Annotated in this window: 28 protein-coding genes; 9 read left to right on the forward strand and 19 right to left on the reverse strand. The window is 34.8% G+C overall.

Going from position 1 to position 25,268, the window contains the following annotated elements; translation table 11 throughout:
- Window positions 1-72 precede the first annotated feature (72 nt).
- Both PLX19_RS23065 and PLX19_RS23070 read left to right on the forward strand, forming a co-directional pair.
- Window positions 73-219: a small acid-soluble spore protein P gene (locus PLX19_RS23065; protein WP_020063100.1), complete on the forward strand. Its 147-nt coding sequence runs from the start codon at window positions 73-75 to the stop codon at window positions 217-219.
- 148 nt (window positions 220-367) lie between these two features.
- The gene (locus tag PLX19_RS23070) at window positions 368-751 is read left to right on the forward strand and encodes an Hsp20/alpha crystallin family protein (protein WP_272191203.1); all 384 of its coding nucleotides are present in this window, start codon (window positions 368-370) and stop codon (window positions 749-751) included.
- A gap of 127 nt (window positions 752-878) precedes the next feature.
- Here the strand turns inward: PLX19_RS23070 and PLX19_RS23075 are convergent, their stop codons facing one another.
- Window positions 879-2,117 (reverse strand): MDR family MFS transporter, encoded by a 1,239-nt coding sequence (locus PLX19_RS23075; protein ID WP_272191204.1) that lies wholly within the window; start codon window positions 2,115-2,117, stop codon window positions 879-881.
- 87 nt (window positions 2,118-2,204) lie between these two features.
- Window positions 2,205-2,597 (reverse strand): hypothetical protein, encoded by a 393-nt coding sequence (locus tag PLX19_RS23080; RefSeq protein WP_272191253.1) that lies wholly within the window; start codon window positions 2,595-2,597, stop codon window positions 2,205-2,207.
- Window positions 2,598-2,884: 287 nt separating this feature from the next.
- Between PLX19_RS23080 and PLX19_RS23085 the strand changes: the two genes are divergently transcribed.
- Window positions 2,885-4,093: an alanyl-tRNA editing protein gene (locus tag PLX19_RS23085; protein ID WP_272191205.1), complete on the forward strand. Its 1,209-nt coding sequence runs from the start codon at window positions 2,885-2,887 to the stop codon at window positions 4,091-4,093.
- Between the two features lie 19 nt (window positions 4,094-4,112).
- Here PLX19_RS23085 and PLX19_RS23090 read toward each other — a convergent pair whose 3' ends face one another.
- The 4 genes from PLX19_RS23090 to PLX19_RS23105 form a co-directional block, all read right to left on the reverse strand.
- Window positions 4,113-4,397: an HAD hydrolase-like protein gene (locus tag PLX19_RS23090; protein WP_429757262.1), complete on the reverse strand. Its 285-nt coding sequence runs from the start codon at window positions 4,395-4,397 to the stop codon at window positions 4,113-4,115.
- Window positions 4,398-4,486: 89 nt separating this feature from the next.
- Complete coding sequence (locus PLX19_RS23095; RefSeq protein WP_272191206.1) at window positions 4,487-4,669, reverse strand: HAD hydrolase-like protein; 183 nt, start codon at window positions 4,667-4,669, stop codon at window positions 4,487-4,489.
- A 110-nt stretch (window positions 4,670-4,779) separates the two neighbouring features.
- The gene (locus PLX19_RS23100) at window positions 4,780-6,393 is read right to left on the reverse strand and encodes a long-chain fatty acid--CoA ligase (protein ID WP_272191207.1); all 1,614 of its coding nucleotides are present in this window, start codon (window positions 6,391-6,393) and stop codon (window positions 4,780-4,782) included.
- A gap of 348 nt (window positions 6,394-6,741) precedes the next feature.
- A complete protein-coding gene (locus tag PLX19_RS23105) occupies window positions 6,742-7,392 on the reverse strand; it encodes a 2OG-Fe(II) oxygenase (RefSeq protein WP_272191208.1) in 651 nt (216 codons plus the stop codon).
- A gap of 430 nt (window positions 7,393-7,822) precedes the next feature.
- Between PLX19_RS23105 and PLX19_RS23110 the strand changes: the two genes are divergently transcribed.
- Window positions 7,823-8,506: a DNA alkylation repair protein gene (locus tag PLX19_RS23110; RefSeq protein ID WP_272191209.1), complete on the forward strand. Its 684-nt coding sequence runs from the start codon at window positions 7,823-7,825 to the stop codon at window positions 8,504-8,506.
- A gap of 170 nt (window positions 8,507-8,676) precedes the next feature.
- On the opposite strand, the gene PLX19_RS23115 is transcribed toward PLX19_RS23110, so the two are convergent.
- From PLX19_RS23115 to PLX19_RS23135, 5 genes are all read right to left on the reverse strand, one after another.
- Window positions 8,677-8,871, reverse strand: coding sequence for an Ada metal-binding domain-containing protein (locus tag PLX19_RS23115; protein ID WP_272191254.1), 195 nt, complete (start codon window positions 8,869-8,871; stop codon window positions 8,677-8,679).
- A gap of 115 nt (window positions 8,872-8,986) precedes the next feature.
- Window positions 8,987-9,805 (reverse strand): SPL family radical SAM protein, encoded by an 819-nt coding sequence (locus PLX19_RS23120; RefSeq protein ID WP_272191210.1) that lies wholly within the window; start codon window positions 9,803-9,805, stop codon window positions 8,987-8,989.
- Window positions 9,806-9,836: 31 nt separating this feature from the next.
- The gene (gene adaB / locus PLX19_RS23125) at window positions 9,837-10,370 is read right to left on the reverse strand and encodes a methylated-DNA--[protein]-cysteine S-methyltransferase (RefSeq protein WP_272191211.1); all 534 of its coding nucleotides are present in this window, start codon (window positions 10,368-10,370) and stop codon (window positions 9,837-9,839) included.
- On the reverse strand, window positions 10,354-10,992 hold the full coding sequence (locus tag PLX19_RS23130) for a bifunctional transcriptional activator/DNA repair enzyme AdaA (RefSeq protein ID WP_272191212.1): 639 nt from the start codon (window positions 10,990-10,992) through the stop codon (window positions 10,354-10,356). Before PLX19_RS23130 ends, adaB begins: the two co-directional genes overlap by 17 nt.
- A 241-nt stretch (window positions 10,993-11,233) precedes the next feature.
- Complete coding sequence (locus tag PLX19_RS23135; protein ID WP_272191213.1) at window positions 11,234-11,947, reverse strand: 2OG-Fe(II) oxygenase; 714 nt, start codon at window positions 11,945-11,947, stop codon at window positions 11,234-11,236.
- A gap of 207 nt (window positions 11,948-12,154) precedes the next feature.
- Here PLX19_RS23135 and PLX19_RS23140 point away from each other — a divergent pair, with 207 nt between their 5' ends.
- Complete coding sequence (locus PLX19_RS23140; RefSeq protein ID WP_272191214.1) at window positions 12,155-13,066, forward strand: DNA glycosylase; 912 nt, start codon at window positions 12,155-12,157, stop codon at window positions 13,064-13,066.
- A gap of 726 nt (window positions 13,067-13,792) precedes the next feature.
- Here PLX19_RS23140 and PLX19_RS23150 read toward each other — a convergent pair.
- From PLX19_RS23150 to PLX19_RS23160, 3 genes are all read right to left on the reverse strand, one after another.
- Window positions 13,793-14,368 (reverse strand): GNAT family N-acetyltransferase, encoded by a 576-nt coding sequence (locus PLX19_RS23150; RefSeq protein WP_272191216.1) that lies wholly within the window; start codon window positions 14,366-14,368, stop codon window positions 13,793-13,795.
- Window positions 14,369-14,392: 24 nt separating this feature from the next.
- Window positions 14,393-15,406, reverse strand: a complete 1,014-nt coding sequence (locus PLX19_RS23155) for a S66 family peptidase (RefSeq protein ID WP_272191217.1) — start codon at window positions 15,404-15,406, stop codon at window positions 14,393-14,395.
- A 408-nt stretch (window positions 15,407-15,814) separates the two neighbouring features.
- Window positions 15,815-17,053 (reverse strand): esterase/lipase family protein, encoded by a 1,239-nt coding sequence (locus PLX19_RS23160; protein WP_272191218.1) that lies wholly within the window; start codon window positions 17,051-17,053, stop codon window positions 15,815-15,817.
- A 322-nt stretch (window positions 17,054-17,375) separates the two neighbouring features.
- On the opposite strand from PLX19_RS23160, the gene PLX19_RS23165 reads away from it, so the two are divergent.
- Entirely contained in the window at window positions 17,376-18,176 is an 801-nt protein-coding gene (locus tag PLX19_RS23165) for an ANT(4')-I family aminoglycoside nucleotidyltransferase (protein ID WP_272191223.1), read from the forward strand.
- 355 nt (window positions 18,177-18,531) lie between these two features.
- Here the strand turns inward: PLX19_RS23165 and PLX19_RS23170 are convergent, their stop codons facing one another.
- Complete coding sequence (locus tag PLX19_RS23170; protein WP_272191224.1) at window positions 18,532-18,672, reverse strand: hypothetical protein; 141 nt, start codon at window positions 18,670-18,672, stop codon at window positions 18,532-18,534.
- Between the two features lie 84 nt (window positions 18,673-18,756).
- Complete coding sequence (locus tag PLX19_RS23175; protein WP_272191227.1) at window positions 18,757-19,248, reverse strand: DinB family protein; 492 nt, start codon at window positions 19,246-19,248, stop codon at window positions 18,757-18,759.
- An 832-nt stretch (window positions 19,249-20,080) separates the two neighbouring features.
- On the opposite strand from PLX19_RS23175, the gene PLX19_RS23180 reads away from it, so the two are divergent.
- The gene (locus PLX19_RS23180; protein ID WP_272191229.1) at window positions 20,081-20,449 is read left to right on the forward strand and encodes a VOC family protein; all 369 of its coding nucleotides are present in this window, start codon (window positions 20,081-20,083) and stop codon (window positions 20,447-20,449) included.
- A gap of 231 nt (window positions 20,450-20,680) precedes the next feature.
- On the opposite strand, the gene PLX19_RS23185 is transcribed toward PLX19_RS23180, so the two are convergent.
- The 3 genes from PLX19_RS23185 to PLX19_RS23195 are packed head-to-tail and all read right to left on the reverse strand — an operon-like array spanning window position 20,681 to window position 22,216.
- Entirely contained in the window at window positions 20,681-20,926 is a 246-nt protein-coding gene (locus PLX19_RS23185; RefSeq protein ID WP_272191230.1) for a DUF2164 domain-containing protein, read from the reverse strand.
- 1 nt (window position 20,927) lies between these two features.
- Entirely contained in the window at window positions 20,928-21,401 is a 474-nt protein-coding gene (locus PLX19_RS23190; protein WP_272191231.1) for a peptidoglycan recognition protein family protein, read from the reverse strand.
- An 11-nt stretch (window positions 21,402-21,412) separates the two neighbouring features.
- Complete coding sequence (locus PLX19_RS23195; protein WP_272191232.1) at window positions 21,413-22,216, reverse strand: protein phosphatase 2C domain-containing protein; 804 nt, start codon at window positions 22,214-22,216, stop codon at window positions 21,413-21,415.
- A gap of 153 nt (window positions 22,217-22,369) precedes the next feature.
- Here PLX19_RS23195 and PLX19_RS23200 point away from each other — a divergent pair, with 153 nt between their 5' ends.
- Together PLX19_RS23200 and PLX19_RS23205 are read left to right on the forward strand one after the other, a co-directional pair.
- The gene (locus PLX19_RS23200; RefSeq protein WP_272191233.1) at window positions 22,370-23,179 is read left to right on the forward strand and encodes a YitT family protein; all 810 of its coding nucleotides are present in this window, start codon (window positions 22,370-22,372) and stop codon (window positions 23,177-23,179) included.
- A gap of 563 nt (window positions 23,180-23,742) precedes the next feature.
- Window positions 23,743-25,224 carry a PAS domain-containing sensor histidine kinase gene (locus tag PLX19_RS23205; RefSeq protein WP_272191234.1) on the forward strand — a complete coding sequence of 494 codons (1,482 nt, stop codon included), beginning with the start codon at window positions 23,743-23,745 and terminating at the stop codon, window positions 25,222-25,224.
- Window positions 25,225-25,268 lie beyond the last annotated feature (44 nt).

Genomic DNA, 25,268 nt, shown 5'->3' on the forward strand with positions numbered 1-25,268 from the left:
ACGTTTCGCTAATCGAGCTTTATCGTTGATTTGATTAATCGCTAAAGCTTAATAAAAAGAGGGGTAGTATAAATGGAGAAAAACAACAGCAAATCCATTCGTAAAAATTCACCGCAAGGACAGGTTTCTGGCGGACAACCGGAACCATTAAGCGGATCACACAAAGTAAAAAATCGAAAACATTCCCGCCAAAAAAATCACGCTCACCATGATATGTAAAAAAATAGACAGTGCATGTGCACTGTCTATTTATCATATATTTATACTATCTCCCCTTTTTGAAAAGCACATTTCCTCTTTCCTTTTCACCTCTAATTTCAAAGTGAATATCGTATTATGAATGAAATTTTACGGAGGTTTTCTTACAATGGGCAAGCAAAAGAAAAAAGACTGCCTTTTTCATGTTGATGGCTTTGAAGAATGGATGAATCAATTTTGCTCCGATTTATACACAAACTCCCCCTCACCAAACGATATTCACGTTGACCTTTTTGAAACAGAACAAGAATATATTTTAGAAGCTGATATCCCGAACATAGTTGAGCAAAATATTTTTATTAAAAAGATGGAGACAGGTCTACAAATTAACATATCTAATAATAATTCCGCCTTGCAGCATATGATTTTCTTACCAGCTACTATTATATATAAAAAAATGTTAGCCTATCTTGAAAATGGTCTTCTTGCCATTCACATATCTAAAACAGAAGCAGCGCAACTAACAGAAAGAACTGTTCTCCTTATAAAATAATTGTATACAAATTTATTAAGTCATATAAGAAATGCCCTTTCTGCAACCGAAAAAATATAAATGTATACGAAAAAAGGTGGCTGATTACAATTATCCACCTTTTTCATTTCGGAACCTTAATTCTAAATCACATTACATTTGTACTTCCTATTTTTTCTTCCATCGTTCTTTTACGAAGCAAACTTCTCGTCAATAAAAGAATTGGAAATGCAAGCATAGAAAAAATCGCCAAAATTACAAAAATCGTAAAACCACTGTGATAACCGTAATAATCTAACAGAAGCCCACCAAACCATGGCCCAATAACAGATCCGATCCCTGAAAATCCCATTGCCCCAAAATATGTTCCCTTTAAATTCGCAACCGCAATTTGATCAATAAACACATCTGTCATGCAAAACATTAATACTTCTCCAATTGTAAATATGACCGTCCAAACAAAAACAGCCCACATTGATTCCGCGAATCCAAATCCACATAATCCTGTACTAACAAATATTGTACCGATCATAATTGATACGAGCGGTGTATATTTTTTACAAACTTGAATGAGTGGGTACTGAACGATTACTACAGTAATTGCGTTTAATGCTAATGCATAAGAAAATAATTCCACTCCATTTTCAAATAGATGAGACTTCGCAAAATATTGAGAAAGCGTTGATGAAAACTGTGCGTATCCTGCTGTACTAATAATAATTCCAATTAATGCAACTAAAAAAACAATGTCTTTTCTTATAATGCGCAAGGAATCTATAAACGTAACTCGTTCTCTCTCTTCTATTTTTTCCTCTCCAACATGATACTTTCGAAATTGTAATACAAGTATAATTGTATAAAGAACATACATAATAGCCGCTATAAAAAATGGTGTTGTTGATTCAGCACTGCCAATCTGAAGACCAACAAGTGGTCCAATCGCAACACCAACATTAATAGCACCGTAACGTAAGTTAAACACCATTAAGCGGTGCTCCGGTTTTGTTAAATCAGATAATAAAGCGCGGGACGTTGGTTCAAAAAATGAACGACACATCCCATTTAGTGCATTTAGGAGGAAAAATGCAGCAACATGCTCCGCAAATCCAAACCCAATAAAGACAAGAATCCAAACTATAATAGAGGATAACATAATCTTCTTTCGCCCGTAACGATCTGATAAATTCCCGCCAATAAAACTTGCAAATACCCCCACTAATGCACTTGTTCCAATAATTGCTCCTGTAACGCCTGCTGATATTCCTTTTGCATTCGTTAAGTAAATTGCTAAAAACGGAATACTCATCGATGTTGCAAATCTTGCAAATAATGTTCCAAAAATGATAGTCATCCCAATTGGATGAATGCTTCCTAACTTCCCCTTCATCTCTTTCACCTTCTCTATATCTAAATGCAACGTAAAGAAAAAGAAAGCTGAAAAACAGCTTCCTTTGAAACCATAATTTTCATTTTCTTAAACACGAACTGTTCGTTTCAGCTCCATATCAATACCATATGTAAACTGTAATTCTTTTAATACTTCCTCTACTAAAATATTCACATTATGTTTACTATTAAATTCTGCTACATAGTTCTCTACTTCTTCATGTGTATAAGCATATTCTCCAGAAATGAAACTTTTCATATCAAAACATTCATTGATGCAAAGTTGAACGAGGAGCTGATCATACATAGAAACTATCTCTTCTTTTTTCCATAATAATTCTTTCACATATAACCGATCAAATATTACACTTTCACGGTTACATTCTTTTAAATGACGGGTCATTTCATTCAATTCTCGATATAGTTCAGAAATATTTGTGTTTAGATGAATCAGTTTGCGTACGCCATTTTCATACAACATATCATCCACCCCCGTTATGTCCCCTTTTTCTCATTATAGCAAGAAAATTCTAAAAAAGAGAATTTTTCTTATGAAATATTAGGAAAATTATACGTAGTGTTTTACAATAGAACTATATATGTCCATTTTAATTTTTCGACATATAAGTCGCTGCTATGTAGAATACAACAGGACTGCCATTAGCTTTCTCCTTTTGCTTTAAACCTTTCCTGCGGGAGAAAAAAGTGGGGTTTTATGTCGATTTTTAAATTTATATTTATAAAGCTAAGTTTGAAAGGAGTAAGGTTGTGAATCACAAATTATTTTATAAAGATCCATATTTACAAACCTTTACAGCTCAAATTACAAAACAGGAACGTGACAAAGACGACAATTTATATGTTGTATTAACACAAACAGCTTTTTATCCAACGGGCGGTGGTCAGCCCCATGATACAGGGCAATTAAATGACACTCCTGTTATAAATGTGGAAGAAATAGATGGTGAAATTCGTCATTACATTACTGAAGTGATTCATACAAATGAAGTAACGGGATATGTTTCTTGGAAACGTCGTTTCGATCATATACAACAACATGCCGGGCAGCATATTTTGTCCGCGATATTTTGGGATCACTTCAATATTCCAACGATCGGTTTTCACCTAGGAAGAGAAATTGTAACAATTGATTTAGAAACTTCTGACCTCTCTTTCGAAATAGCTGAGGAAGCTGCAAATCTTGCAAATCAAATTGTCCTTGAAAACCGTCCAATTACAGTTCGGTGGGTAAATCTAGAAGAAGCAAAGCAACTTCCTTTGCGAAAAGAACCAACTGTAACAGAAAATATTCGTGTTGTGATTATTGAAAATCTTGATTTTAACGGATGTGGTGGTACGCATCCAAAACAAACGGGCGAAGTCGGCCCAATTCAAATTATCAATTGGGAGCGTCATAAAGGAAACATTCGCCTTACATTTGTTTGCGGATGGCGTACAATTGAACTAATGCAGCGCAATCATTTCCTCTTGAAAGATGCCGCACAGCATTTACATAGTAAAGAAAGCAATATTGCAAACAAAATAAAACAGCTCCTTTCTGCTCAAAAGGAAAATGAAAAAGCGTTGCAAGCAGCCAATGAAAAACTCATTCTTGTAGAAGCAAATGAATTGTTACAGCAAGCAGAAGAAACTTCATATGGCAAACAAATTGCCGTTATCTATACAGAGCGTTCTATGCAGGAACTTGCTAAATTAGCAGCTATCCTTACAGAGAAAGATGACCACGCCATTACATATCTTGTTACACAAAACGGCGAAAACTTACAATGCATTTGTGCATGTGGTCCAGCCGTTAAGCTAAATATGAATACCCTTTTAAAAACAGCCCTTCCTCTAATAGAAGGAAAAGGCGGAGGGAATCCAAAAAGCGCACGCGGCGGCGGTAAAGCAACTGTGACAGGCGAAGCATTTTTATCACACCTTATTCATACGCAAAAAGAAACACAAGAAGCATAAATTGCTTCTTGTGTTTCTTTTATATTTGCATACTCTTCTCCTTCAGAATATGAAATAACTGATGATATGAATCAATGTAATAATCTGCGCCTGGGATTGCTTCGTTTTGAAAAGCACATGTTGTAATTCCTAGTTTTGTAGCCGGTATAATGTCTAACTCACGATCTCCCACAACGAAATTGATAGCATATTTCTTTTGCATATGAACATATGATTCTGGATTTGGCTTTTTAAGAAATCCATCTTCCCATCCATAATATTTTAATATCCGCAATACTTCTTTCTTCGAATTATGAGTTACAATACAATTACGATGCGCTCTTTGTAATACTTTTTCTACTCTAGGAAACGGTTGATACTCTCATGGATGCACAGACCTTTCCATGAGAATATTTAATCAATTTGTTGCTGTGATAACCCATAATATTTTACTGCATGTGTAAATGAAATCTTTAAATGTTTCATAATATCATCTTCATGTATGTGTTCTTCTACAACTCTTTTAAACATACGTACAAATACACGATAACTATCTACTAAAGTACCATCAAAATCCCACATTATATTTACTTTCATACACATTCTCCATTGATAACGATGTATAAAGTCACATACCTTCTTATTATAATTTTTCATACATACGCTATTTTACACTACTAACAAAATATGATTATCTTTACAAAAAATTAATCTTCTATATAGAATTCCTCTAGTTCTTTTCGAAGTGCTTGCTTCAAAAATTTCCCGACTGAAGTTTTTGGAATTTCTTTCAGAAAAACAATCTCATCTGGTAACCACCATTTTGCAAATTGCGGTTTTAAAAAGTCATATAATTCTTCTTTTGTAACAGATTGATCTTGTTTTACAACAACGCATGCAACAGGACGCTCTTGCCACTGTTTATGAGGAACTGCGACAACAGCCGCCTCAAATATTGCTTCATGTGCCATTAAGGCATTTTCTAAATCAACAGATGAAATCCATTCTCCTCCGCTTTTGATTACATCTTTCGTACGATCAACAATCTTAATACATCCCTCTTCATCCACCGTAACGACATCTCCTGTATATAACCATCCATCTCGAAATCCATCTACTGTTCGTTCGTCTTTATAATAACTTGCCGCAATCCAAGGAGCACGTAAACACAGCTCGCCCATTTGCTGTCCGTCCCATGCTACCTCTCCTTTTTCTCCAACAACTTTCATCTCTACACCAGGCACTAAATAACCCTGCTTCGCCCGTATTGTAAGTTGTTCTTCATAAGGTAGTTCGCGTTCATAACTTTTCAAACGTGCAAGCGTAACAAGCGGACTTGTTTCTGTCATTCCATATGCATGTACGAACGGAACATTGTATTTTTGTTCAAATGCTGCAATCACACTTTTCGGCGCAGCTGCTCCGCCGCATAAAAATCGTCTTATATTTGATAAATCATAACAATTTTTTTCTAATTCTTGCAGCACACCAAGCCAAATTGTTGGAACACCAGCTGCGATTGTTACTTTTTCTTCCTGCATCATTTCTAATAAAATCTTCGGTGTAAACATCGGCCCAGGAAGAACTTGCTTGGATCCAAACCATGTTGCTGCAAACGGCAATCCCCAAGCGTTTACATGAAACATTGGAACAATCGGCATAGCAGCATCACTTTCAGAAACTGCCGTTGTATCTGCAAGGCCAAGCGACATACTATGCAAAACAGTACTGCGATGCGTATATACGACGCCTTTCGGATTACCTGTCGTAGCCGATGTATAACACATACCAGCTGGCATATTTTCATCAATATCTTTTAAAAATGGAAAATTAGGATCTCCTTCTTCAAGAAGTTTTTCATAGTGGTATACAGGTTGAAGTGAAGTTTCTGGAAGTTCTTTTTCATCAGTCATGATGATATAAGCTTGTACAGTTGATAATTCCCCTTGAATTTTCTCAATAAGCGGTACCATATCTTCATCTATGAGTAAAATACGGTCCTCTGCATGGTTAATAATATAAGAAATGTGTTGCTGGGATAAACGAATGTTAATCGTATGCAGGACAGCACCAATACCAGGAATCGCAAAATAGGCTTCTACATGACGATGGTGATTCCATGCTAATGTGCCAACTCGTTCCCCTTGCTTCACACCTAATTTTTGCAACGCACTAGACAAACGTCTCGTCCGCTCACCTAACTCCTTATACGTTAATCGTGTAATTGTGCTATGTGTACGAGAGATAATTTCTTTCTTTGGAAATAACTTCTCTGCTCTTTCGATCATCGAATTAATTGTTAATGGGACATCCATCATCATATTTCTTCTCCCCCTTATAAAAACGCTTTCATTATTAAATATTACAAAATGACTTATTAACAGTCCATTACATTCATACAAGCTGCCATAAGTATAAAAATTGAAAGTGTTTTTGTCAATATTTTTAGAAAATTTAGATAAATATTTATATATTTTTTTAAAAAATAAACACGGCTAAACATTAATGTTGATATTGACTAAAAGAGACCCTATTCTGAACTGTACTCCGATTGTTAGATACCAAGAATAATTGGAGGTGCAGTTTTTATGAAGAAATACTCTTTAGAAACCAAATAAGCTTATCTTGACGGTGTGGAGTTCTTTCAAATCACAGCTCAGAGTGATATTTTAATATAAATGCCTTCTTCTCATCCATTGCGTCGCAACCCATTTTTCACCTTTGATAACAGGTGCACTGCCATGTAAAGTGAGTTTGTTTAATGATGTATCCTGATAAAAATATTCGAAATATACCGCCATTCCTTTTTTCGGAGATACAGAAAGGTTGAGTTTGGGAAAGAAAGTCTCTCCGCCTTCTTCTACATCATTTAAATATATGACAAGGGTACTCATACGATTATTATTTGCTGCCGCACTGTTTTCTGCGAAAAAATCATAATGCGCTTTATATTCTTGGCCAACTGTATACTTTAAAATCTGTATCCCTTCTCCATGTTCAATAGGAACATTCATGATCGAAGCGATTCGTCTTTCGATTCTAGTAGTGACCTCACTTTCTTCTAAAAACGTACCACTACTCGTCCGCATGTCATTTATATTGCGCGAAACACCAATTTTAGAACGTTTCATTTTATTCCTAGACATTCCCATTAACATTTCACACTCTTCATCACTTAGTACATTTGCTAACACGACAATAAGAGGCTCTTCTATTCTTGAAATAATTTGAATTTCTCTATCTTCCGTTACAATTGTGTTTCCAATGTGGTTAAAAATCGTGAGTTCCTTATTTTCAGCTGTTCGGTTTTCCTTTGTCATGTTCCCCATCTCCCTTAAAAATGATTGGATAGTATAAATATATCATATTTTTCTTTTTATTCGGTTTTTTAAGAGAATTCAATCAACGACTGTTCTTTATTGTATTTTAACTATTTGCATAAAAAAACTCGACTCACTTTGGAATCGAGGTTTATAATTTTTCTCTCTATCTCATATTACGTTAAGAAGAGTGGGGTAAAAACCGGACTCTCGGAGAATTTGAAGGTTTAACGCTCTTCCAATGAATTATTATTAGTCAGCTTTTATTTATCCAGTTTTATTTATACAAGGGAATATTTAAAAGTAACTAATAATATTGTTTCGATATCTTGCTGTTATATTCAATTCTTGACTTTTCCAGAAAATAATCAGTTATAGTGAGGTTGTCAAATAGTAAATGTAAAGAAATCAAATAAATAGGAGAGCCCGAATGGAAAATATAATTAGAAAACAAATCTTTGAACTCATTGATACAGACTATCAGAAGTTTTCGGCCGCACTTATACCTACTATTAACAATGTATTAGGTGTTCGGCTGCCAGAGCTTCGTAAAATAGCTAAAAAAATTGCAAAGGGTGACTGGCACACTTACCTTGAAACAGCAAAGGATGAATATTTCGAGGAAATCATGCTGCAAGGTATGGTCATTGGCTATGTTAAGACGGATATTGAAGAACTCCTGGTTTATGTGGCTTCGTTTGTGCCGAAAATTGATAATTGGTCGGTCTGTGACAGCTTTTGTATAGGTCTTAAATCTACAAAGGAAAATAAAGAACGTGTATGGGAGTTTTTACAGCCCTATCTGTCTTCTAAGAAAGAATATGAGATACGATTTGGAGTGGTTATGCTCCTAGACTTTTATATCGAGACCGAATACATCGAAAGGGTGCTCAACCTCCTGGATCGTGTAAAGCATGAAGGGTTTTATGCCAAAATGGCGGTTGCGTGGGCTGTCTCTATCTGTTATGTGAAACTTCCCGATTTAACAATAGAATATTTAAGAAACAACATGCTCGATGATTTTACATACAATAAAGCCTTGCAAAAAATTACGGAATCTAATCGTGTGGATAAAGAAACAAAAAGTATTATCCGCAGTATGAAACGGGGATAGGAAAATAAAGAGGTCAATGAAATTGAGACAACATGAAAAATAAGTTTGCATATGAAAAGTGTACGTTTATGTATCACTGCGATTCTATTTACAAAAAATCCGAACTGATTCAATATCATAATAATCCAAAATTTCGTCATGCGTTTTAAACATTTTCATTAGCCCTCTTATCATTTCTTTTTCTTCCATCGTACATAGTTTTCAGGTATGCAAACTGCACATGGCCTAAAACCTGCTGATATAGCCGTCTGTTCATCAGCAAAAAACACGCGGTGTTTAACGTATCCAACTTTTGTTATAGCTCTAATCGCTGAGGGACAATCTAATCTTCCATATAATTTACTCGGTCGATACCCACCAAAAATTCCCGGTGTATCACTTTAATATGGATGCATATCGGCCCCCAACAGGGTGAATGTCTTTTTTCTATTTTCAGCACTTTTCTCATAATCTTTATACATGCAATCACTTCCTATTTTTTTACGGCTCAAACCCAGCCTGGCTCACATAAACGTGATTTTCCGGAAAGATTTCAATAAATCGGTTATATACTTTTTTAATTACATGTGGTCCATACCATTCTTCTAAACCAATTTGGGCGTATTTTTTCTCAATATCAAGTTTTCTTGTGCGTTTTCCACCACTGCCATCGCCCATGAAGTAGTCATCAATACATATCCGATCGACGAATGACTTCAATTTCACAGGAAAATATTCCCCACTCGGTAAGATGGGGGCTATAGCAACTTGGGTCGGTATTCCCGTAGCCGCTAATTTTTCCAATATCTTAAAGCGCACCTGAATTGGGGGGGCCTTTGGAGTAAAATGTTTACGTATCGTTTCCAAATCTGTCTCAATTGTCATACTTACTCGAACTTTATCTTTAAAATGTTGCAGCAAATCGATATCTCGAATTACAAGTGGGCTTCTAGTCTGTACTAATAGGAAGTCAGGGGGATCTTCTACCATAACTTCTAGTAAAGATCGCGTCACTTTTTCCTTATGCTCTATTGGTTGATACGGGTCTGTACTTGATGACATAAAAATGGTTACATTCCCTTTGGCTTTGGCGTGATAAAGTTCCTTTTTTAATAAATTCGCAGCTCCTTTTTTAACATCGACCCAATTTCCCCATTCCCCTTCTCGAAAAAGAGATACAGGCATTTCGCGTACATAACAATAGGAACACCCAAATGAACAGCCTGTATAAGGATTTAGTGAATGAGTATATCCAGAAAGAAAGCCAGTCCCTTTATTTAGAATGGTTTTCGGACTTTTATAGAATAATTCACTTTTCATGACGGAACCTCCATTCATTGTATGGCAATAATTACTCATTGCTAGATGAAGCTCGCTTTTCCAGATCCAGGAGCTGTGTCTTCATTTCTAATCCGCCCCGATAGCCAGTTAATGAGCCATTCTTTCCTATTACACGATGGCACGGTACAGTAATTAATACCGGATTAGCCCCAATAGCCGTGCCTACAGCACGAACAGCTGCTGGTTTATTTATATCATTTGCAATGTCGGAATAGGATTTCGTCTGTCCATAAGGAATTTCACAAAGTGCATTCCAGACTGCTAGCTGAAATTGCGTACCTACGTACTCAAATGGAACAGTAAAGGTTTTCCGCTTTCCTTCTAGATACTGAGTCATTTCAACGACATAGGGTTCAAGCGTTTCATCATCTTCAACCAGAGAACTTCCTGGAAAGCGTTTCTTAGCCCATTCGAACAATTCCTCGAATGGTTTGTTCTGTGAACCTACAAACACAAGCCCCTTTGTAGTTGAAGCAATATAAAAATTCCAATCCTTAAACTTTAATAAAGACCAATAAAGGGTTGGTTTATTCTTTGTTTCCATTGTACTTTCCCTCCATTTTACTCATTTGACGAAATTGTGTTGGTGTCTGTCCAGTTTTCTTTTTAAATAATGTAATAAAATAAGGCGCGTTAGCCATCCCCACACATATAGCGATATCTCCAATCGCTTTATTTGTCTGAATCAAATACTTTTTAGCCGTGTGTACTCTAACTTGTTGTATATACTCAACCGGCGTAATGCCTTTAATTCTTTTAAATGTTCGATGCATATGATACGCACTCCCATGACAAATATCTGCTAACGATTCTAGAGTTAATTTTTCTGTGAAATTTTTATCAATGTATTCAGTAATTAAATCAACCCACTCGCTATCAGGCAGATTTTCATTAGTGGGCTTGCAACGTTTACAAGGGCGAAAATTTGCGCCGAGAGCTTCTTCTGCGTTTGGAAAAATGCATACATTTTCTTTTTTCGGAACGCGAGATTTACAGGATGGTTTACAGAATATCCCTGTCGACTTTACAGCGTAGAAAAATTGATTATTGTACGCTGCATCATTATTTATAATTGCTTGCCACTTTTCATCTGTTATCATTTCTATATCATTCGAAATTCTATGATCACGGCTCTCTTTATGTCCGTTATTGATACTATCCAGCATTTATCTCACCTCTCCTTACAATATACTCCCTATAAATTCAGAATGTACAATTCTAGGAATGGAATAGCAAGATATTGAAGTTTAATTTTTATTCCGCATTAACGGGCAGTAATACTCCCACCTCAAAATTCAGCAAAAGCAAAGAAGTTAGGCGAGAGATAAACTACCCGTAAAAGCCCGATTGATGAGGGCTTTTAATCAGTGGGGGATGAAGAAAAACCCCACTGATTAAAGTTTCACTTTATTTAGAATCGTGAAAAATGATTCCAAGACCGTATCGTTCTCCAGCGGTAACCGTGCTTACTCCGTGACGAACCGTATTTTTGTAATATCCTTTTTTACCTAGAACAGGTCTATGGTTAGTAGGAAAGATCAGCGCGCTGCCTTGTTCTAAAGTAATTACATGTCCCCTACTCTGAGCACGAGGAATTTGTTCCACTAATAGAGATTCTCCACCGCAAAAGTCTTTATCTCGTTGATTTAATACAAACACTACTTGAAACGGGAAAAATATGTCGCCATATAAATCTTGATGCAAACAATTAAACCCGCCTGTTTCATACTTTAATATTAAAGGTGTCGGTCTAGTTTGTTCATATTTTTCACAGGTGTTCAAAAAATCTTGAAGATGATCTGGAAACTGTTCTGTTTTCTTTAAATAACCCAACCATCGATTGGCTGTTTTGGCCAATTCTAGATAAAAGGACTCTCTTAAACTTTGGATGATTTCAGGTAATGGATAGGAAAAGTATTTGTACTCCCCATCCCCAAAGCGATATCTCGTCATATTGATTATCGTTCTGTATGACTCTTCTTCACAATACAATTCTATGAAGAATTCACATTCCTCTTTTGTTAAAATCACCGGAAGCTTTGCAAATCCTTGCTCATCTAATTCATTTTGAATTGAATCCCAATTTAAGTTTTCGACACGTGTTTTTATATCTTGGACCATTTTTACCCACTCCTATTTAGCATTCTTGATAACTAACACTATAACCTCATAAATAGAAAAAAATAAGGTGTTTAGAATGTAATAGCAAGATAACAAAATTAATAAAGATTATTATGTGATAAAGTAAAATTTCAATCAGTGTGAGTTTTCTTATAATTTTTTTGTAAATAGTATAGAAAATCGTAATGAGATGAGGAGAATGAAAAAGTGACATGGCATGAAGTCAATGATGTTATTGCAATTGCATTACCTGAAAATTTCGACATGAATGCTAACCTAGGCTATCTAACAAGGGAAAAAAATGAATGCATGTATGAAATAGAGAACGATATAATTACAAAAGTTATAGCGATTGGGGAAATTCGGTCCTTAGTACAGGTAAGCGTAATCAATAATAAACAAATGGTTGTTCAATTCCTAAATGATTCTAGACCTATTGAAAAGTGGAAACGGGAAGAGATTGTAAAATATATTCATGAATGGTTTGATCTTGATAACGATTTAACACCATTTTATGAAATGGCAAAAGCAGACCCATTACTTAAAATGCCTGCCCAAAAATTCTATGGATTGCGAGTTGTCGGCATTCCCGATTTATTTGAAGCTTTATGTTGGGGAGTTTTAGGGCAACAAATTAACTTAGCCTTCGCGTACTCCTTAAAGAAGCAATTTGTAGAAGGGTTTGGCGATTCCATCGAATGGAATGATAAAAAGTATTGGGTGTTCCCACCGTACGAACGAATTGCACAGTTAACACCTACCGACCTAGCAGATATTAAAATGACGTTAAAAAAAAGTGAATATATCATTGGAATTGCCAGTTTAATGGCAAGTGGAGAATTATCGAGGGAAAAATTAATGAAAATGAACTTTACAGATGCTGAAAAAAACTTAATTAAAATACGAGGAATCGGTCCTTGGACAGCCAATTATGTTCTAATGCGCTGCCTCAGGTTTCAGACAGCTTTTCCAATCGATGATGTGGGCCTTATTAATTCGATAAAAATATTACGTAATATGAACCGAAAGCCTACGAAAGATGAAATCTTAGAAATATCGTTTCCATGGAAAAACTGGGAATCTTACGCTACCTTTTATTTATGGCGTGTCCTTTACTAAAAAATTACAACTTAAACGGAAATGTACTCTATAAAAAGAGAATGAACTTTAAAACCTAATTCCTTCTGTTGGTTTTGAATACAGTTTGATTAAAAAGTAATTTATAACATTGATTCCATCCTAAAAAGCCCCTCTACTTTTTGAACAAAGATTAAACAAAATATAGAGGGATTATTGTTTATACATGAATTTTTTATAAAAAAGATTAATAATTTCAATAAGAAAATCATTACAAACAGCCCTGATTATATATTAAATTTGTCTTTACAGTTCTCGCAAATAAATTTCCCCTCTAAATTTAAATAGGCTTTAATTTCTGTAAACCCTTTTCTCTTAGGATAGGGTACGATTACTAATGCTTGTTCGTCCTTTTTAATATCTTCCTTACAGTAGATGCATTTCGGAACTATCAATGCCACATTAATCCCCTCTTTCAACTTCCTATTTTTACACTATATTTCAAACTATCCCTACTTTTATTATACAACACATCTCATTTAGAATTCTTTGATAGAAACGTCGCAACTTTTTTCAATTAAATAATGTAGTAATTTAACAAATCATTCAGGATTGAAATAGATTTTTTGTATTTTTAGTAAATATCAACATGAATAAGGAACAGATCCAATAAGTAAAAAGATATCACATAATAGTCATGACTATTATGTGATATCTTTTGTTTTTCATGACCTTTTACATTTTAGGTCTTGATAAATTGTTTCTCTATTACTCTCTCTTTTGTATATTATATTCCTCTCGCAAAATCGCATATATTTTCGTGTCTCGATATATTCCCTTCACAAACATATCTTTACGCAACGTTCCCTCATACTGCATTCCTAGTCGTTTCATCACTCGTTCTGATTGTACATTACTAGCATGACAGCCTGCCTCAATACGGTTTAACTGTAATACTTCAAATCCATATCGAATACATGCTTTTGCTGCTTCCGTCGCAATGCCTTGTCCCCAATAGTTTGGCGATAATGCATACGCTAGCTCCGCCTTATGATGATTTTTGTCATACTCGATAAAACCGCACGTCCCTATGATCTTTTTTTCGTTTTTCAGTTCTATTCCGTAAGCCGCCATTTCTCCCTTTTCATATTGATCTAGGATCGACTGTACGAATATTTGTGAATCCTGTAAAGTTCCATGCGGATACCATACTGTATACGTCGCAATTTCTGGATTTGAAGCATATTCAAATATATCAGCAGCATCTTGTATTGTTAACGGTCGTAAACATAATCGTTCTGCAATGAGTGTTGGGTATTTTTCTAAGATATTTCTATATTCCATTCATGTCAGTTCCTTTCTACATTTCTACTTAAAATGCTGTGTAATTACTCCTTTACCCTCTTCTACTTCAACTTCTGCAAACGCCCCGTTTATAAATGTAATTTGCGGAGGCCTATGACCGCAGTCTACATCATAAATAATTGGAATTTGCAGCTCATTAGTAAGTTCTGCATATACATCTTCAGCGGTATATTCATTTACTGGATGATTGGCAGCACTGCGTCCAAATAAAATACCTGAGCAATTATCAAACCAACCAGCCAGTTTCATTTGAACCAACGTACGTCGTAAATCAGTAGTAGTTAACTCACAATTTTCAAAATACCAAATAAGTGGATCGTCATGAAAATGGTTCTTCCTAAACTCTTGCAAGTTACCAAATGGCGTGCCAATGAGGTGTCTAATCACATCGATACATCCACCAAGCAATCGACCTGTAATGTTCACATTACCATTCGAAAGTGTTTTCCAATTTGTATTTTCTGTTAAGTGAAACACACACGGTGATGGATTATTATGTTGCCATTTCGCTTGATATTTCTCTGAAGAATACTGAGTGATTGAATCCCCAGCTTCCGTTGATAACACACTTTGCCACATTGCTGTTGTATCATCAGAATATTCGCCTCTTACATCTACGAAATTTGTTCCGTGAGCAGTCGCTATTCCTGTTTTTAAAGTTATCGCTAATAATAAAACACTCGTATCTGAGTATCCCAATAACCATTTCTTATTTATCTTTTCAAAATCAATTTCTTCTAGAATTTCAATTAATAGTTCTCCCCCCCAAGGCGGAATAATAATATCAATGTCCTCATCTTGCATCATTTCCATAAATTCATTTGCTCTTTTTTTCGCACTAGTAGACTTCGCTTTCTTTTGTGTCCAAACTGTTTCTCCGCAAACGACTGTATAGCCTTTTCTTTCCATACTTGCACAAGATTGTTTAAACATATTATGTAACGCTTCATCTACACCAGAAGAAGGTGCCGTTACCCCAATCGTTGCTCCTTTTTGTAAAAACGGATATTGTATCATATGTATTTCTCCATTCTTTTCTATATATTTAGATTTGTATTCGTTAAACTACTATCGAAATCCTCCATTTCATGCAATCCAAACTGCTTGAAATCATCACTTCTTATCTTAAAAACTGTTTATAAAACATTCAAAAGGAAGTAGGGAAAACACGTTATATTAAGTAATATAATGGAAGATTTGTAGATAACTAAGAAAGGTGAATAGGCCAAGCTATGAAGCATGTCATGAATATAGATTTAGCAAAAGCAATTCTGACGAAACTTTTATAATATTTTTATCCCCTCCATATATGAATGAAGGGGATTTTAATTTCCTTCCTCTAATTGGAGTAGCACCACATCACGATCAAGCTAATATTTTGTGGAACAAGAGATTTCTTTAGTTGATGGATGTGTGGTACTCCCTCTAATTCAAAGGTAAACGATAAATATTCCCAGCCACTTCATTATAAAACGAATATATATCACTAATCCCCAAAGTATCCGCAAGATCGATTCCAATAAAATCGATATGATCCCAATTATATTTTGTCACGGTATAATTCCAGACACCTTTTTGAGCATTTCCTGCATACAGCTGATTTCGATGTCCTATCGGATATTGTGACGAAACAACACTAACAAGTCCATCATTCGGCCACCATTTTTCATTAATACTTGGCTCTGCATATCCTCGTGTAAACTTTCCAATATGTAAGCCAGACAAGTACATCAGTGGATTCATCGTCAACAAAGGTACAGAATATCCCGTCAGTAATGAACGATACGTCGCATCTCCTGTATAAGAAAAATAATATACATCATCATATGTTTTTACCCATCGATTAAGCTCTTTAGATCCAGCTGTCGTTAAATCGTATGCACTAATATCTTTACTTTTCCAAACAGAACTATTAAGCATTCGATCCGCATATTGCAAGAAGCTCTCTCCTTGTTTTCGCTTTAATCCCCATTGTTCCAATTTAAAGTCATAGCCAAATGTTTCCGGATTATTACCTGATAAACTAGCAATCTTTATTACAAATTCTTTAATAAACGAAGACATCGTTTCTTCATCCGCAAACGTAGAACCGTTATGTGGCGTACCAATGCTTGTTACACTCCGTACCCAATCTTTATTCCCTTCAAATAACGGAGATATTCCTACCTCTGGATGTTGTTTATAATACTCTCGTTCTTCTAAACTTCCCTCCTTTAATAGTTGCAATAAAACCCTTGCCGTCTGACCACCCATGCTATGTCCTACAAAATGAACTTTATGTTGATTATCCCATTGGCTATATACCCCTGAATATGTTTTTCCATAACGGGCATGTCCATGCGCTTTCGCATGTGCTTCTCCATAATCAACTGTTCCACCTTTTAAATACGAATATAACTCTGCTGCACGATCCCAATTGCTTGAAAATGGTCCAACCGAAGCTGTATATGTTCTATACCCTTGTCGGTTCAAATTTGTCTCGATATCTTTAAAACCGCCCCAATACTTAAAACCAAACAATTCATCACGGCCCCAACCACCTAAACCATGAATAAGAACAATCGGTTCTTTTTGATTTTGTTCCTCTGCTTTTAATTCAAGAGGCGACCAAAATAAACTAATAATAAGTAAAATAGAAAGCATTACTTTTACGTATCTCCTCATAAAAAACCTCCTCTATTTTAGATAATATTTTACTGAATTTTCTGTTATTTTTGAAGATGTGAAAATTTTTCTCAACAATTATTCTTACATGTTCTAACAAAAATGAGTTCTTTATATTCTACTTTGACTAAACGCTCTAAAAAATTTACAATTAAATTCATAAAATGGATGTTATTATATTTATCGGTTTGTATATATTATAAATTTAGAAAGGTGGTTTATTTAAATGACATCAGAGAAAATCCCTCGTTAAGCCCGCGGACCTCCTTGACCATTTATATATGATTTTATTCAATATTTTTATAAAAAAGGAGAAATATATATGATTGGTCCAAGAAAAGTTACAAGAGAAGAAAGAATGCAAATCGCTTATACGATAGCAAATCAAATATTAGAAAAGTACGGTTCAAACGTTAAAGCTATTGGTATCTACGGTTCTTTGGCTAGAAAAACAGATGGTCCATTTTCAGATATTGAAATAAAATGTATTTTGCATTCTTTAGAAGATAGCTATAGCTATGAATGGACAGCAGGTAATTGGAAGGCTGAAGTAAACTTCGATAGTGCAGCTGATGTTGTAGAAGAAGCCACTACAGTAGAAGAAGAATGGCCTCTTACTCATGGACAATTCTTCACAATACTACCAATATATGATCCTGAAGAATTTTTCCAAGAGTTAAGACAAAAAGCAAGTTCTGTAGATCACACAATTTTTCAAGAAGCGATTTGTAAAACATTAGTTGAAGAAATGTACGAATACATTGGGAAATTAAGAAATATAGAAATTCAAGGACCTGAAACATTCTTACCTACTTTAGCTATAAAAATAGCAACTACAGGTGCGATGATTTTAGGATTACACAACAAACGATATTTTACGACGTCAGCTCAAGTATTGCCTGAGACTATAGCTTTTACAGATAAGCCAGAAGGATTTGATGTACTTTGCAAAATGGTGATGTATGGGTATCTTTCTGATCCCAAACAAATAATTAATGTCTGTGAGAACTTTTGGAAGGGTCTATTAAGTTGGACAGCTAAAAATGGTTATATAATAGAATGTTCAAATGATATACCTTCTAATTGTGGTCACCATACATGCCCATCAACCCAATCAGAATAACTTTCCCCAAAACGAAAAAAATGAGCTAAGTTCTCATAAATAACCGTAGAGATATCAAATTTTCATATTTGGGTTATTTCAAAATCTTAGGTTGATGAGCATGGGGTCCTGCCAACATTTCGCGGTTATCTGTACTCGAATGTGAAAAAACCTTGAAATATAGGGCTCTGCACATTGTTTACATGTATTCTTGTGAGAGCATCACAAAAAGCAGTCCATAACTGGAATAATTCAGTCTTGGCCTGCTTTTTTTCTGTCATTCAAGTATCGTTTTCGTTAGCTCAATCATCCTATTTTAACTTTTTCAAGGCAGACCTACTTTATTTGTTTTAAACCCGTAAACCAGAAATAAATGTTAACAAAGCTGTTCCACAATTCCCTCAGGTAAATAACCGCACTCATCTCTTTGAATAAATAGGAATTGCTGCTTAATGCCGTCAAGTAACATATCTGTGCTAAAGCTGCTGTTAGGAGACGTTTTCTCCGTTGCCGACATTTCGTCAAATAGCTCGACAAATATTTGATGTAATTCGTGATATATAGGCCCCCACGTTCTCGAACTGCAGTGCAATTTTTCGTCCTATTCAAAAGAGCGGCGCGATGGCCAAGAGCCTTGTAACTTGCGGATCAGGATAATTTGGCCCGTATGATAAGCGTCATGGAGAATGAGGCTGTTCAGCCACTCGTCTAATGGGCGATTAGTAACAAGAGCTTGCAATTGGTCAACGCTTAAATTCGCAATACGCTCACGGATGCCAAGATGGGCGCTTTTTAGCCTATTTTGCGTGGCTTCCCAATCGCTCTCTGTTTTCGAAGCGACTGCAAACGTATCGTCATTCGTCAACCCTTCCGGATACTGCGATTCCTCACCAGTAATTCTTTTGAGCAACCGTTCCTTGTAAAAAATCAAATGCTCAACTGTCTCCCAAATCGTGTTCGCATGCTCGCCAGCCGGGCGCCAATCTGCTTGCTCCGCCGTAAGCGCTTTGATTGCATCAGTGAGCGGCGGATACCAATCTTCTTTATCATAGCAAAAGTCCCAGTTTTGAAGTAACGATTCCATTCTGTTCATTCCAAATCCTCCTTAGCGCGTATTGTAACTATTAAAAAGTTTTCACTAAATAATTCAACTAATGAAAATATGACTCCTTCTTCAGATACATTGTTATTTAATTCAATGTCCTTATTCCACAATCCGGATCTTCAGTGGAGTAACATTACTGAAGTTTTACTACATCGACAAGACATGCTTAATTTCATGCATTGTTAAAATCTCAATGTTCATAAGAATAATAAAGTCATTTTGTTATTATATTTCTTAAAGAACTTTCAGTTCTTTTAACATTTCAAAAGCAAAGCGAGCATTTGGATATGTAATAGAACCGTCAGCAATCACTTTAAAATAATTAACCATAAATTAATGAATTTCAAGTAATTTTCAAATAAAGTTATTGAAGTAATCAAGAATTACTAAAACTCGTAACGACTTAAGGGTACGTAGGACTACACTTTTGAAATCAAATAGGAATTCTCCTTCAACGTCCCTATTCAATAAAAAGAGAATACATGTCATAGAGTATATTTTTCGTGATTTTTTGGTAGAATCCTACATCCATCAACTTAAGAAAACAGAGCAATCCCAAAAAGAAAAAGTAAGATGAATCCTTATAACTAACTGTAGAAAAACAAAATTTTTGTGTAGGGCCTATTTAAAGATAGTAACTGGATGGGAATGTGGTGATACGTGGGGATTCTACGACAAAAGTGGTAGGATTTCCACTTGAATTTCATCTTTTAGATTGATTCATCTAGCTGTTTCTTTTAATAAAATAGTGATTAGATATATTGAACTTAAAAGATATAAAATGATATTGGTAATAATCAAATACTTATAAAAAGTTTTGATGATTAAAGAGATTTTTGAAACACATATTAATGTAAGTAATTATAAAATATCCGCTGAATTCTATAAAAAATTATTTAATATTATTCCTTTGTATAAAGACTCTAATGAAAAGTCTAAATTTTACTGGATCGGAAAACATGAAGAAGCTATGTTTGGCATTAGAGAAAATTATCCTTCACCGGAGGTTCAGCGTCAACATTTCGCTTTTAGAGTAGATGTGAAAGATATTATTAAGGCGAGAAATTATTTAAATGAATTAGGAATTAAATCTGCAAATTTCTTTGGTAGAAATTCCGAAGAATTAGAATATGCAGCCTATTTAAGTGAATGGGATGCGGAACACCAAGAAAAATCAATAAAATTGTAGTTATAAACCGAAAAAAATGTAATCCTTTCTAATCTAGCTTGTTTAGAAAGGATTACGTTTTCTTGTATTTGAAGGTATTAAAATTTCTTAAATTGATGGGCATGTAAGGTGACCCCTAATTGATAACTTATTTAATTCCAAACAAAGGCAACATAGTCAATAAACAAAACCTAAATAAAAACACTCCTCGTGAATCAAATGGAACGAGGGGTGTTTTTTTATACATTGCTTCTATTTAGTTGGCTTTTCTAACACATATAAGTCTTCTTCTATATTAGTAAGTTTATCTGCAACAAGTTTTCTAGCATCCCCTATTGCTTGATTATATATGTGCGGCCCTAGTTCTTTTATCATTTCTTCAATTAATCGCTCCGCTTGAAAACGGCCAATCTCTCCTAACTCTTCTTCTTCAAAAAATTCTTGAATATGTTCTACAAGTGTTTCTTTTTTTTCATTTTGTAATTTCATAAACATCATATTATAGAGCTCCTTTTTCATTAGTTGATAAAACATTCCGTAGTGTTTCCATTGAAAACCGCGTTCCGGGACACGTTTTTGTTACCCCATCTAATTCACGATGACCGAGTACTTGCTTACTATCTAAAGAAAATTGATACATAAACTGTTTACATAGCCACTGCAAAGAAATCATTTGTACTGGTGTTGGATTATAGACGTCAAAATTTCCAGATATACAAATCCCTATACTTTCTGTATTATAACCTTTCGCATGAGCTCCTATATGCAGCCCTCTTCCTTCGTAAATGATGCCATTTTCTTCAATAAAATAATTATATCCTATTCCGCTCCATCCTCGACTATTTTGATGAAATTCATGTGTCTTATATACATCCCAGCCAAATTCCGCCGTGTGATGAATGATAAGATGTGTAACAGCTTGCAATGGTTGCAGCGGATCACGAAAAGATAAATGAGCCATCTGAATTTGCATAACCTCACCCTTTACAAATGAATACTAATTGCTGTTTTATCATCTGGATGAATAAGCTGTTTCGCTTCTAATTCTTCTATTATTTTTATGTATTTCTTAATACCATGTTCCCACACAAATTGTGCACTTGTTTCTAGCGGCCAATCGAGATGAAACAAGCCATCTGAACAAATAAATAGATTGGTAATTTCTTGTCGTAACAGTTTCCCTTGCTGAATAAAAGATATTGCTTCATTCATCCCGTTTGCAACAGAATATCCGTTTAAAGTATTTGCCATGTAACGATTGTAGCGTAATTGCCTTTTTTTATCATTAAATATTGCTTCATTTGGAACAGAAAGTCCCTTTTTACGGTCTTCCTCGCGTTGTTGCTTGGCCCGTTTACTAATGCCTTTCACTGTGTCTTTTGTAAGTACTTTTACGGATCCGTCAACAAATTTAGCAACAATCATACAATCTCCAAGCTGCGCATATTCTATTGTTTTATCTGTAATATGAATAACAGCAATGCAAGTACACCAAAGTTCATCCTTTTTTGTCGTATCAATCTGATATAATTTCATTTTTTCTTGCAGTAATTGATTAGCTGTAGCAACATCAGTTTGTAATGAATCCACTCCTGAAATCAATTCAAAATGTTGCTGAAACAAATGGGAAGCTAAATATGCTCCGTTATGTCCATTCTCATCTTGAAAATTAATTAACGGCGTCGCCCCATCACACACACCATATAATCTTAAAACTTCATTATAAATTAGTGCATCTTCACATTCTTGTTTTAATGGACTTGTTTGTTGAAAAAACTGGACCTTCATATCCCTTTCCCCCTTAGTATAAATCGCTTCCATTTTTCGAACTAATCTAACTTACCAAAATAAACTGTTTTTCCGCAAATCTTACAATCTCATATATAATTTTGAATTATTGTCAATTTGTATATAGCATCTTTAATAAAGGACGGGAAAGATATGTATCGATTACTCGGAGTGATTTTAGGATCTTTAGTTGTAGCACTTTCTTTTAATCTTTTCCTTATCCCCCACAAAATTTTAAGTAGTGGGATTAGTGGAATCGCAATTATCGTTGGAATCTTAACTCCCTTTAATACCGGATTAGTGAACTTTTTACTAAACCTACCTATTCTTATTTTAGGGTATATTGGACTTGGAAAACGATTTATTGGATATACAATTATATCCGTTATTACCCTTTCGGCAGCATTATACGTGATTCCTGTACATGCAGTGGCAACAGATGCACTACTTTCTTCTTTATTTGGTGGTGTAATTGCCGGAGCGGGTATTGGACTTGTTTTCAACTGCTATGGTTCAACAGGTGGTTTTGATGTTATTGGAATGTTACTTTCACGTAAAAAAGATATTCAACTTGGCGGACTCTTAATCGTACTTAATGCTATTGTAATCGTTATTTCTGGATTTTTCTTTGATTGGGATACAGCCTTAAATAGCTTATTATCAATTTTCATTACTGGGAAAGTAATTGATGCCATCCACACAAAGCACCGAAAAGTAACTCTAATGATTGTAACAAGTCAAGCAGAACAAATGAAAGAAAAGCTCCTTTCAAGTCTTGTTCGAGGTATTACACTACTTGATGGAGAAGGCGCATACTCTAATGAGAAGAAACGTGTGCTAATGACTGTTATTTCTAGGGAAGAACTAGCAGGAATGAAAGCTATGATTTCTGAAATTGATCCACAAGCATTCGTGAATATTACAGAAACTGTGGAAGTATTAGGATTATTTAGAAGAGGATAAAAAACGAGGTGGCACTGCATCCACCTCGTTTTTTATTTATTTTTACGTTCCATAAATTCAATTCGATTCCCAAATGGATCCTACTATATAAAATCTCGTAACATTAGGACGTGCTGTATCGACTATAACGGAAACTCCTTTTTGTGTTAAATTTCCTTAAAAACCTTCAATATGCTGAACATAAAACGTCATAACAATCTACTCCCCGTTACTATCATTGATTATGTCCGAGATTATTTTAACAATAACTTCCACAACTATTATAAAGGTGTATAAGAGAAACGAAAGAACTTATCTTACATATTGTCAACCCGAAATAAAACTTGTAATTCAGAAATATTTAATAAGAAATTGACTATTTATCCATATCACGTCTATACTCTTAAAGAATATAACATTTGCAGCGTTATGTATTTAAAATAAAATATACAGTATATTACCTATTTCAAAATCGTTATACATATATGAATATATCCGGGGGAATTATGAATGCGGAGGAAAAGATTTACGTCTGGAAAAAAAGCATATATCCAAAAAGACGCACTACTTTTACAAAAAATAGAATGAAAGAGATAGAAAACACAACACACTGCAAAGAAAATTTCACATTAACAAAACAACAATTAGATTCACTTCTTAAAGACACAGTAGACGCTATCGTTGTTCTTGATTTAGAGCTACGTGTAATGAAAGTAAACAATGCCTTTGAAACTCTTTTCGGCTGGACTGAACAAGAAATACTTGGAGAAATAATACCTACGATCCCAGATTTCTCAAAAGATCAATACAACAAACTATATCAAAATCTTGCACATAATAAACTGTTTACATCGAAAGAAACAATTAGGCAACAAAAAAATGGAAGTTTAATACATGTCACTAATTTTATCTCCCCTATTGTAAATACATATGGAGAAGCAGTAGCGTTTGTAAGTAGCCTAAGAGATATTACCGAACGAAAAAAAATGGAACTCGCGTTAAAAGAAAGTGAAAAACGCTTACGAACTCTTATAAATGCGATGCCAGCATTTATTCTTTTGAAAGATGAAAAAGGAAGATGGCTTGAGGCTAATGATTATGCAATTTCTAGTTTACATTTTGAAAATGTACCATATCGCGGTAAAAAGGATAGTGAGCTCATCCAATATAATGAATCTTATCGTAACTCCTTCTTATACTGCGAAAAGTCCGATCAATATGCATGGCAAAACAAAGAGAGCATGTGTCGTGAGGAAATTATTCTTCATGCTGACTCCACTCCTATCATTCTTAACATTATAAAAGTTCCACTTTTTCATCCTGATGGATCGCGAAAAGGGATTGTCATTATGGGACAAGATATTACAAATTTAAAGGAAACAGAAGAATTATTAAAAAAATCCGAAAAGCTCGCAGTTGTTGGACAGCTAACTGCTGGTATTGCCCATGAAATACGGAACCCCTTAACTTCTTTAAAAGGATTTTTAAAATTGCTAGAACCTGATATGAGTGAAAATAACAAATGGTATGTTGATGTTATGCTAAATGAAATTACTCAAATGGAATCGATTACAAATCAATTTATGGCAATGTCTAAACCACAAGCCATATCCATACAATCTTATCTAATTCAAACATTAATCGAGGAAGTGGTAACATTTATTTCACCAACAGCAATGATGCATGGTACACATATCACCATGCATCACACGTCCTCTTTACCTGCAATTCAATGTGATGGAAATCAGCTCAAGCAAGTATTCATAAACATATTAAAAAATGCAATAGAAGCAATGCCTCACGGAGGGACTATTTCCATTCAAACAATGAAAATAGAAAATCAGTCTATAGTCATCAGCATTACCGATGAAGGTTGTGGAATTCCACAAGATCGTATTTCTCGTCTAGGTGAACCCTTCTATAGTTTGAAAGAAAAAGGAACTGGATTAGGTTTAATGATGTGCTATAAAATCATTGAAGAACATAATGGAAAATTACAAATTACAAGTGAATTAAATAAAGGGACAACTGTATATATTCGGTTACCTATATTCCCAAAAGCTTAATAAAAAAGAAGAGCAAACAGAATTTACTTTTCTGCTTGCTCTTC

The organism is Bacillus sp. BP-3, from assembly GCF_028401955.1.
Taxonomy (GTDB): domain Bacteria; phylum Bacillota; class Bacilli; order Bacillales; family Bacillaceae_G; genus Bacillus_A.

What these genes read in the sequence shown, in the direction of transcription:
- PLX19_RS23160 (WP_272191218.1), bottom strand. Translation starts at nt 17,053, where the DNA reads ATGAGGAGATACGTAAAAGTAATGCTTTCTATTTTACTTATTATTAGT.
- PLX19_RS23155 (WP_272191217.1), bottom strand. Translation starts at nt 15,406, where the DNA reads ATGATACAATATCCGTTTTTACAAAAAGGAGCAACGATTGGGGTAACG.
- PLX19_RS23190 (WP_272191231.1), bottom strand. Translation starts at nt 21,401, where the DNA reads ATGCAAATTCAGATGGCTCATTTATCTTTTCGTGATCCGCTGCAACCA.
- PLX19_RS23110 (WP_272191209.1), top strand. Translation starts at nt 7,823, where the DNA reads ATGGAAAATATAATTAGAAAACAAATCTTTGAACTCATTGATACAGAC.
- PLX19_RS23195 (WP_272191232.1), bottom strand. Translation starts at nt 22,216, where the DNA reads ATGAAGGTCCAGTTTTTTCAACAAACAAGTCCATTAAAACAAGAATGT.
- PLX19_RS23095 (WP_272191206.1), bottom strand. Translation starts at nt 4,669, where the DNA reads ATGAAAGTAAATATAATGTGGGATTTTGATGGTACTTTAGTAGATAGT.
- PLX19_RS23065 (WP_020063100.1), top strand. Translation starts at nt 73, where the DNA reads ATGGAGAAAAACAACAGCAAATCCATTCGTAAAAATTCACCGCAAGGA.
- PLX19_RS23165 (WP_272191223.1), top strand. Translation starts at nt 17,376, where the DNA reads ATGATTGGTCCAAGAAAAGTTACAAGAGAAGAAAGAATGCAAATCGCT.
- PLX19_RS23150 (WP_272191216.1), bottom strand. Translation starts at nt 14,368, where the DNA reads ATGGAATATAGAAATATCTTAGAAAAATACCCAACACTCATTGCAGAA.
- PLX19_RS23100 (WP_272191207.1), bottom strand. Translation starts at nt 6,393, where the DNA reads ATGATGATGGATGTCCCATTAACAATTAATTCGATGATCGAAAGAGCA.
- PLX19_RS23130 (WP_272191212.1), bottom strand. Translation starts at nt 10,992, where the DNA reads ATGCTGGATAGTATCAATAACGGACATAAAGAGAGCCGTGATCATAGA.
- PLX19_RS23205 (WP_272191234.1), top strand. Translation starts at nt 23,743, where the DNA reads ATGAAAGAGATAGAAAACACAACACACTGCAAAGAAAATTTCACATTA.
- PLX19_RS23200 (WP_272191233.1), top strand. Translation starts at nt 22,370, where the DNA reads ATGTATCGATTACTCGGAGTGATTTTAGGATCTTTAGTTGTAGCACTT.
- PLX19_RS23135 (WP_272191213.1), bottom strand. Translation starts at nt 11,947, where the DNA reads ATGGTCCAAGATATAAAAACACGTGTCGAAAACTTAAATTGGGATTCA.
- PLX19_RS23070 (WP_272191203.1), top strand. Translation starts at nt 368, where the DNA reads ATGGGCAAGCAAAAGAAAAAAGACTGCCTTTTTCATGTTGATGGCTTT.
- PLX19_RS23180 (WP_272191229.1), top strand. Translation starts at nt 20,081, where the DNA reads ATGATTAAAGAGATTTTTGAAACACATATTAATGTAAGTAATTATAAA.
- PLX19_RS23075 (WP_272191204.1), bottom strand. Translation starts at nt 2,117, where the DNA reads ATGAAGGGGAAGTTAGGAAGCATTCATCCAATTGGGATGACTATCATT.
- PLX19_RS23185 (WP_272191230.1), bottom strand. Translation starts at nt 20,926, where the DNA reads ATGATGTTTATGAAATTACAAAATGAAAAAAAAGAAACACTTGTAGAA.
- PLX19_RS23105 (WP_272191208.1), bottom strand. Translation starts at nt 7,392, where the DNA reads ATGACAAAGGAAAACCGAACAGCTGAAAATAAGGAACTCACGATTTTT.
- adaB (WP_272191211.1), bottom strand. Translation starts at nt 10,370, where the DNA reads ATGGAAACAAAGAATAAACCAACCCTTTATTGGTCTTTATTAAAGTTT.
- PLX19_RS23080 (WP_272191253.1), bottom strand. Translation starts at nt 2,597, where the DNA reads ATGTTGTATGAAAATGGCGTACGCAAACTGATTCATCTAAACACAAAT.
- PLX19_RS23120 (WP_272191210.1), bottom strand. Translation starts at nt 9,805, where the DNA reads ATGAAAAGTGAATTATTCTATAAAAGTCCGAAAACCATTCTAAATAAA.
- PLX19_RS23170 (WP_272191224.1), bottom strand. Translation starts at nt 18,672, where the DNA reads ATGTCGGCAACGGAGAAAACGTCTCCTAACAGCAGCTTTAGCACAGAT.
- PLX19_RS23175 (WP_272191227.1), bottom strand. Translation starts at nt 19,248, where the DNA reads ATGAACAGAATGGAATCGTTACTTCAAAACTGGGACTTTTGCTATGAT.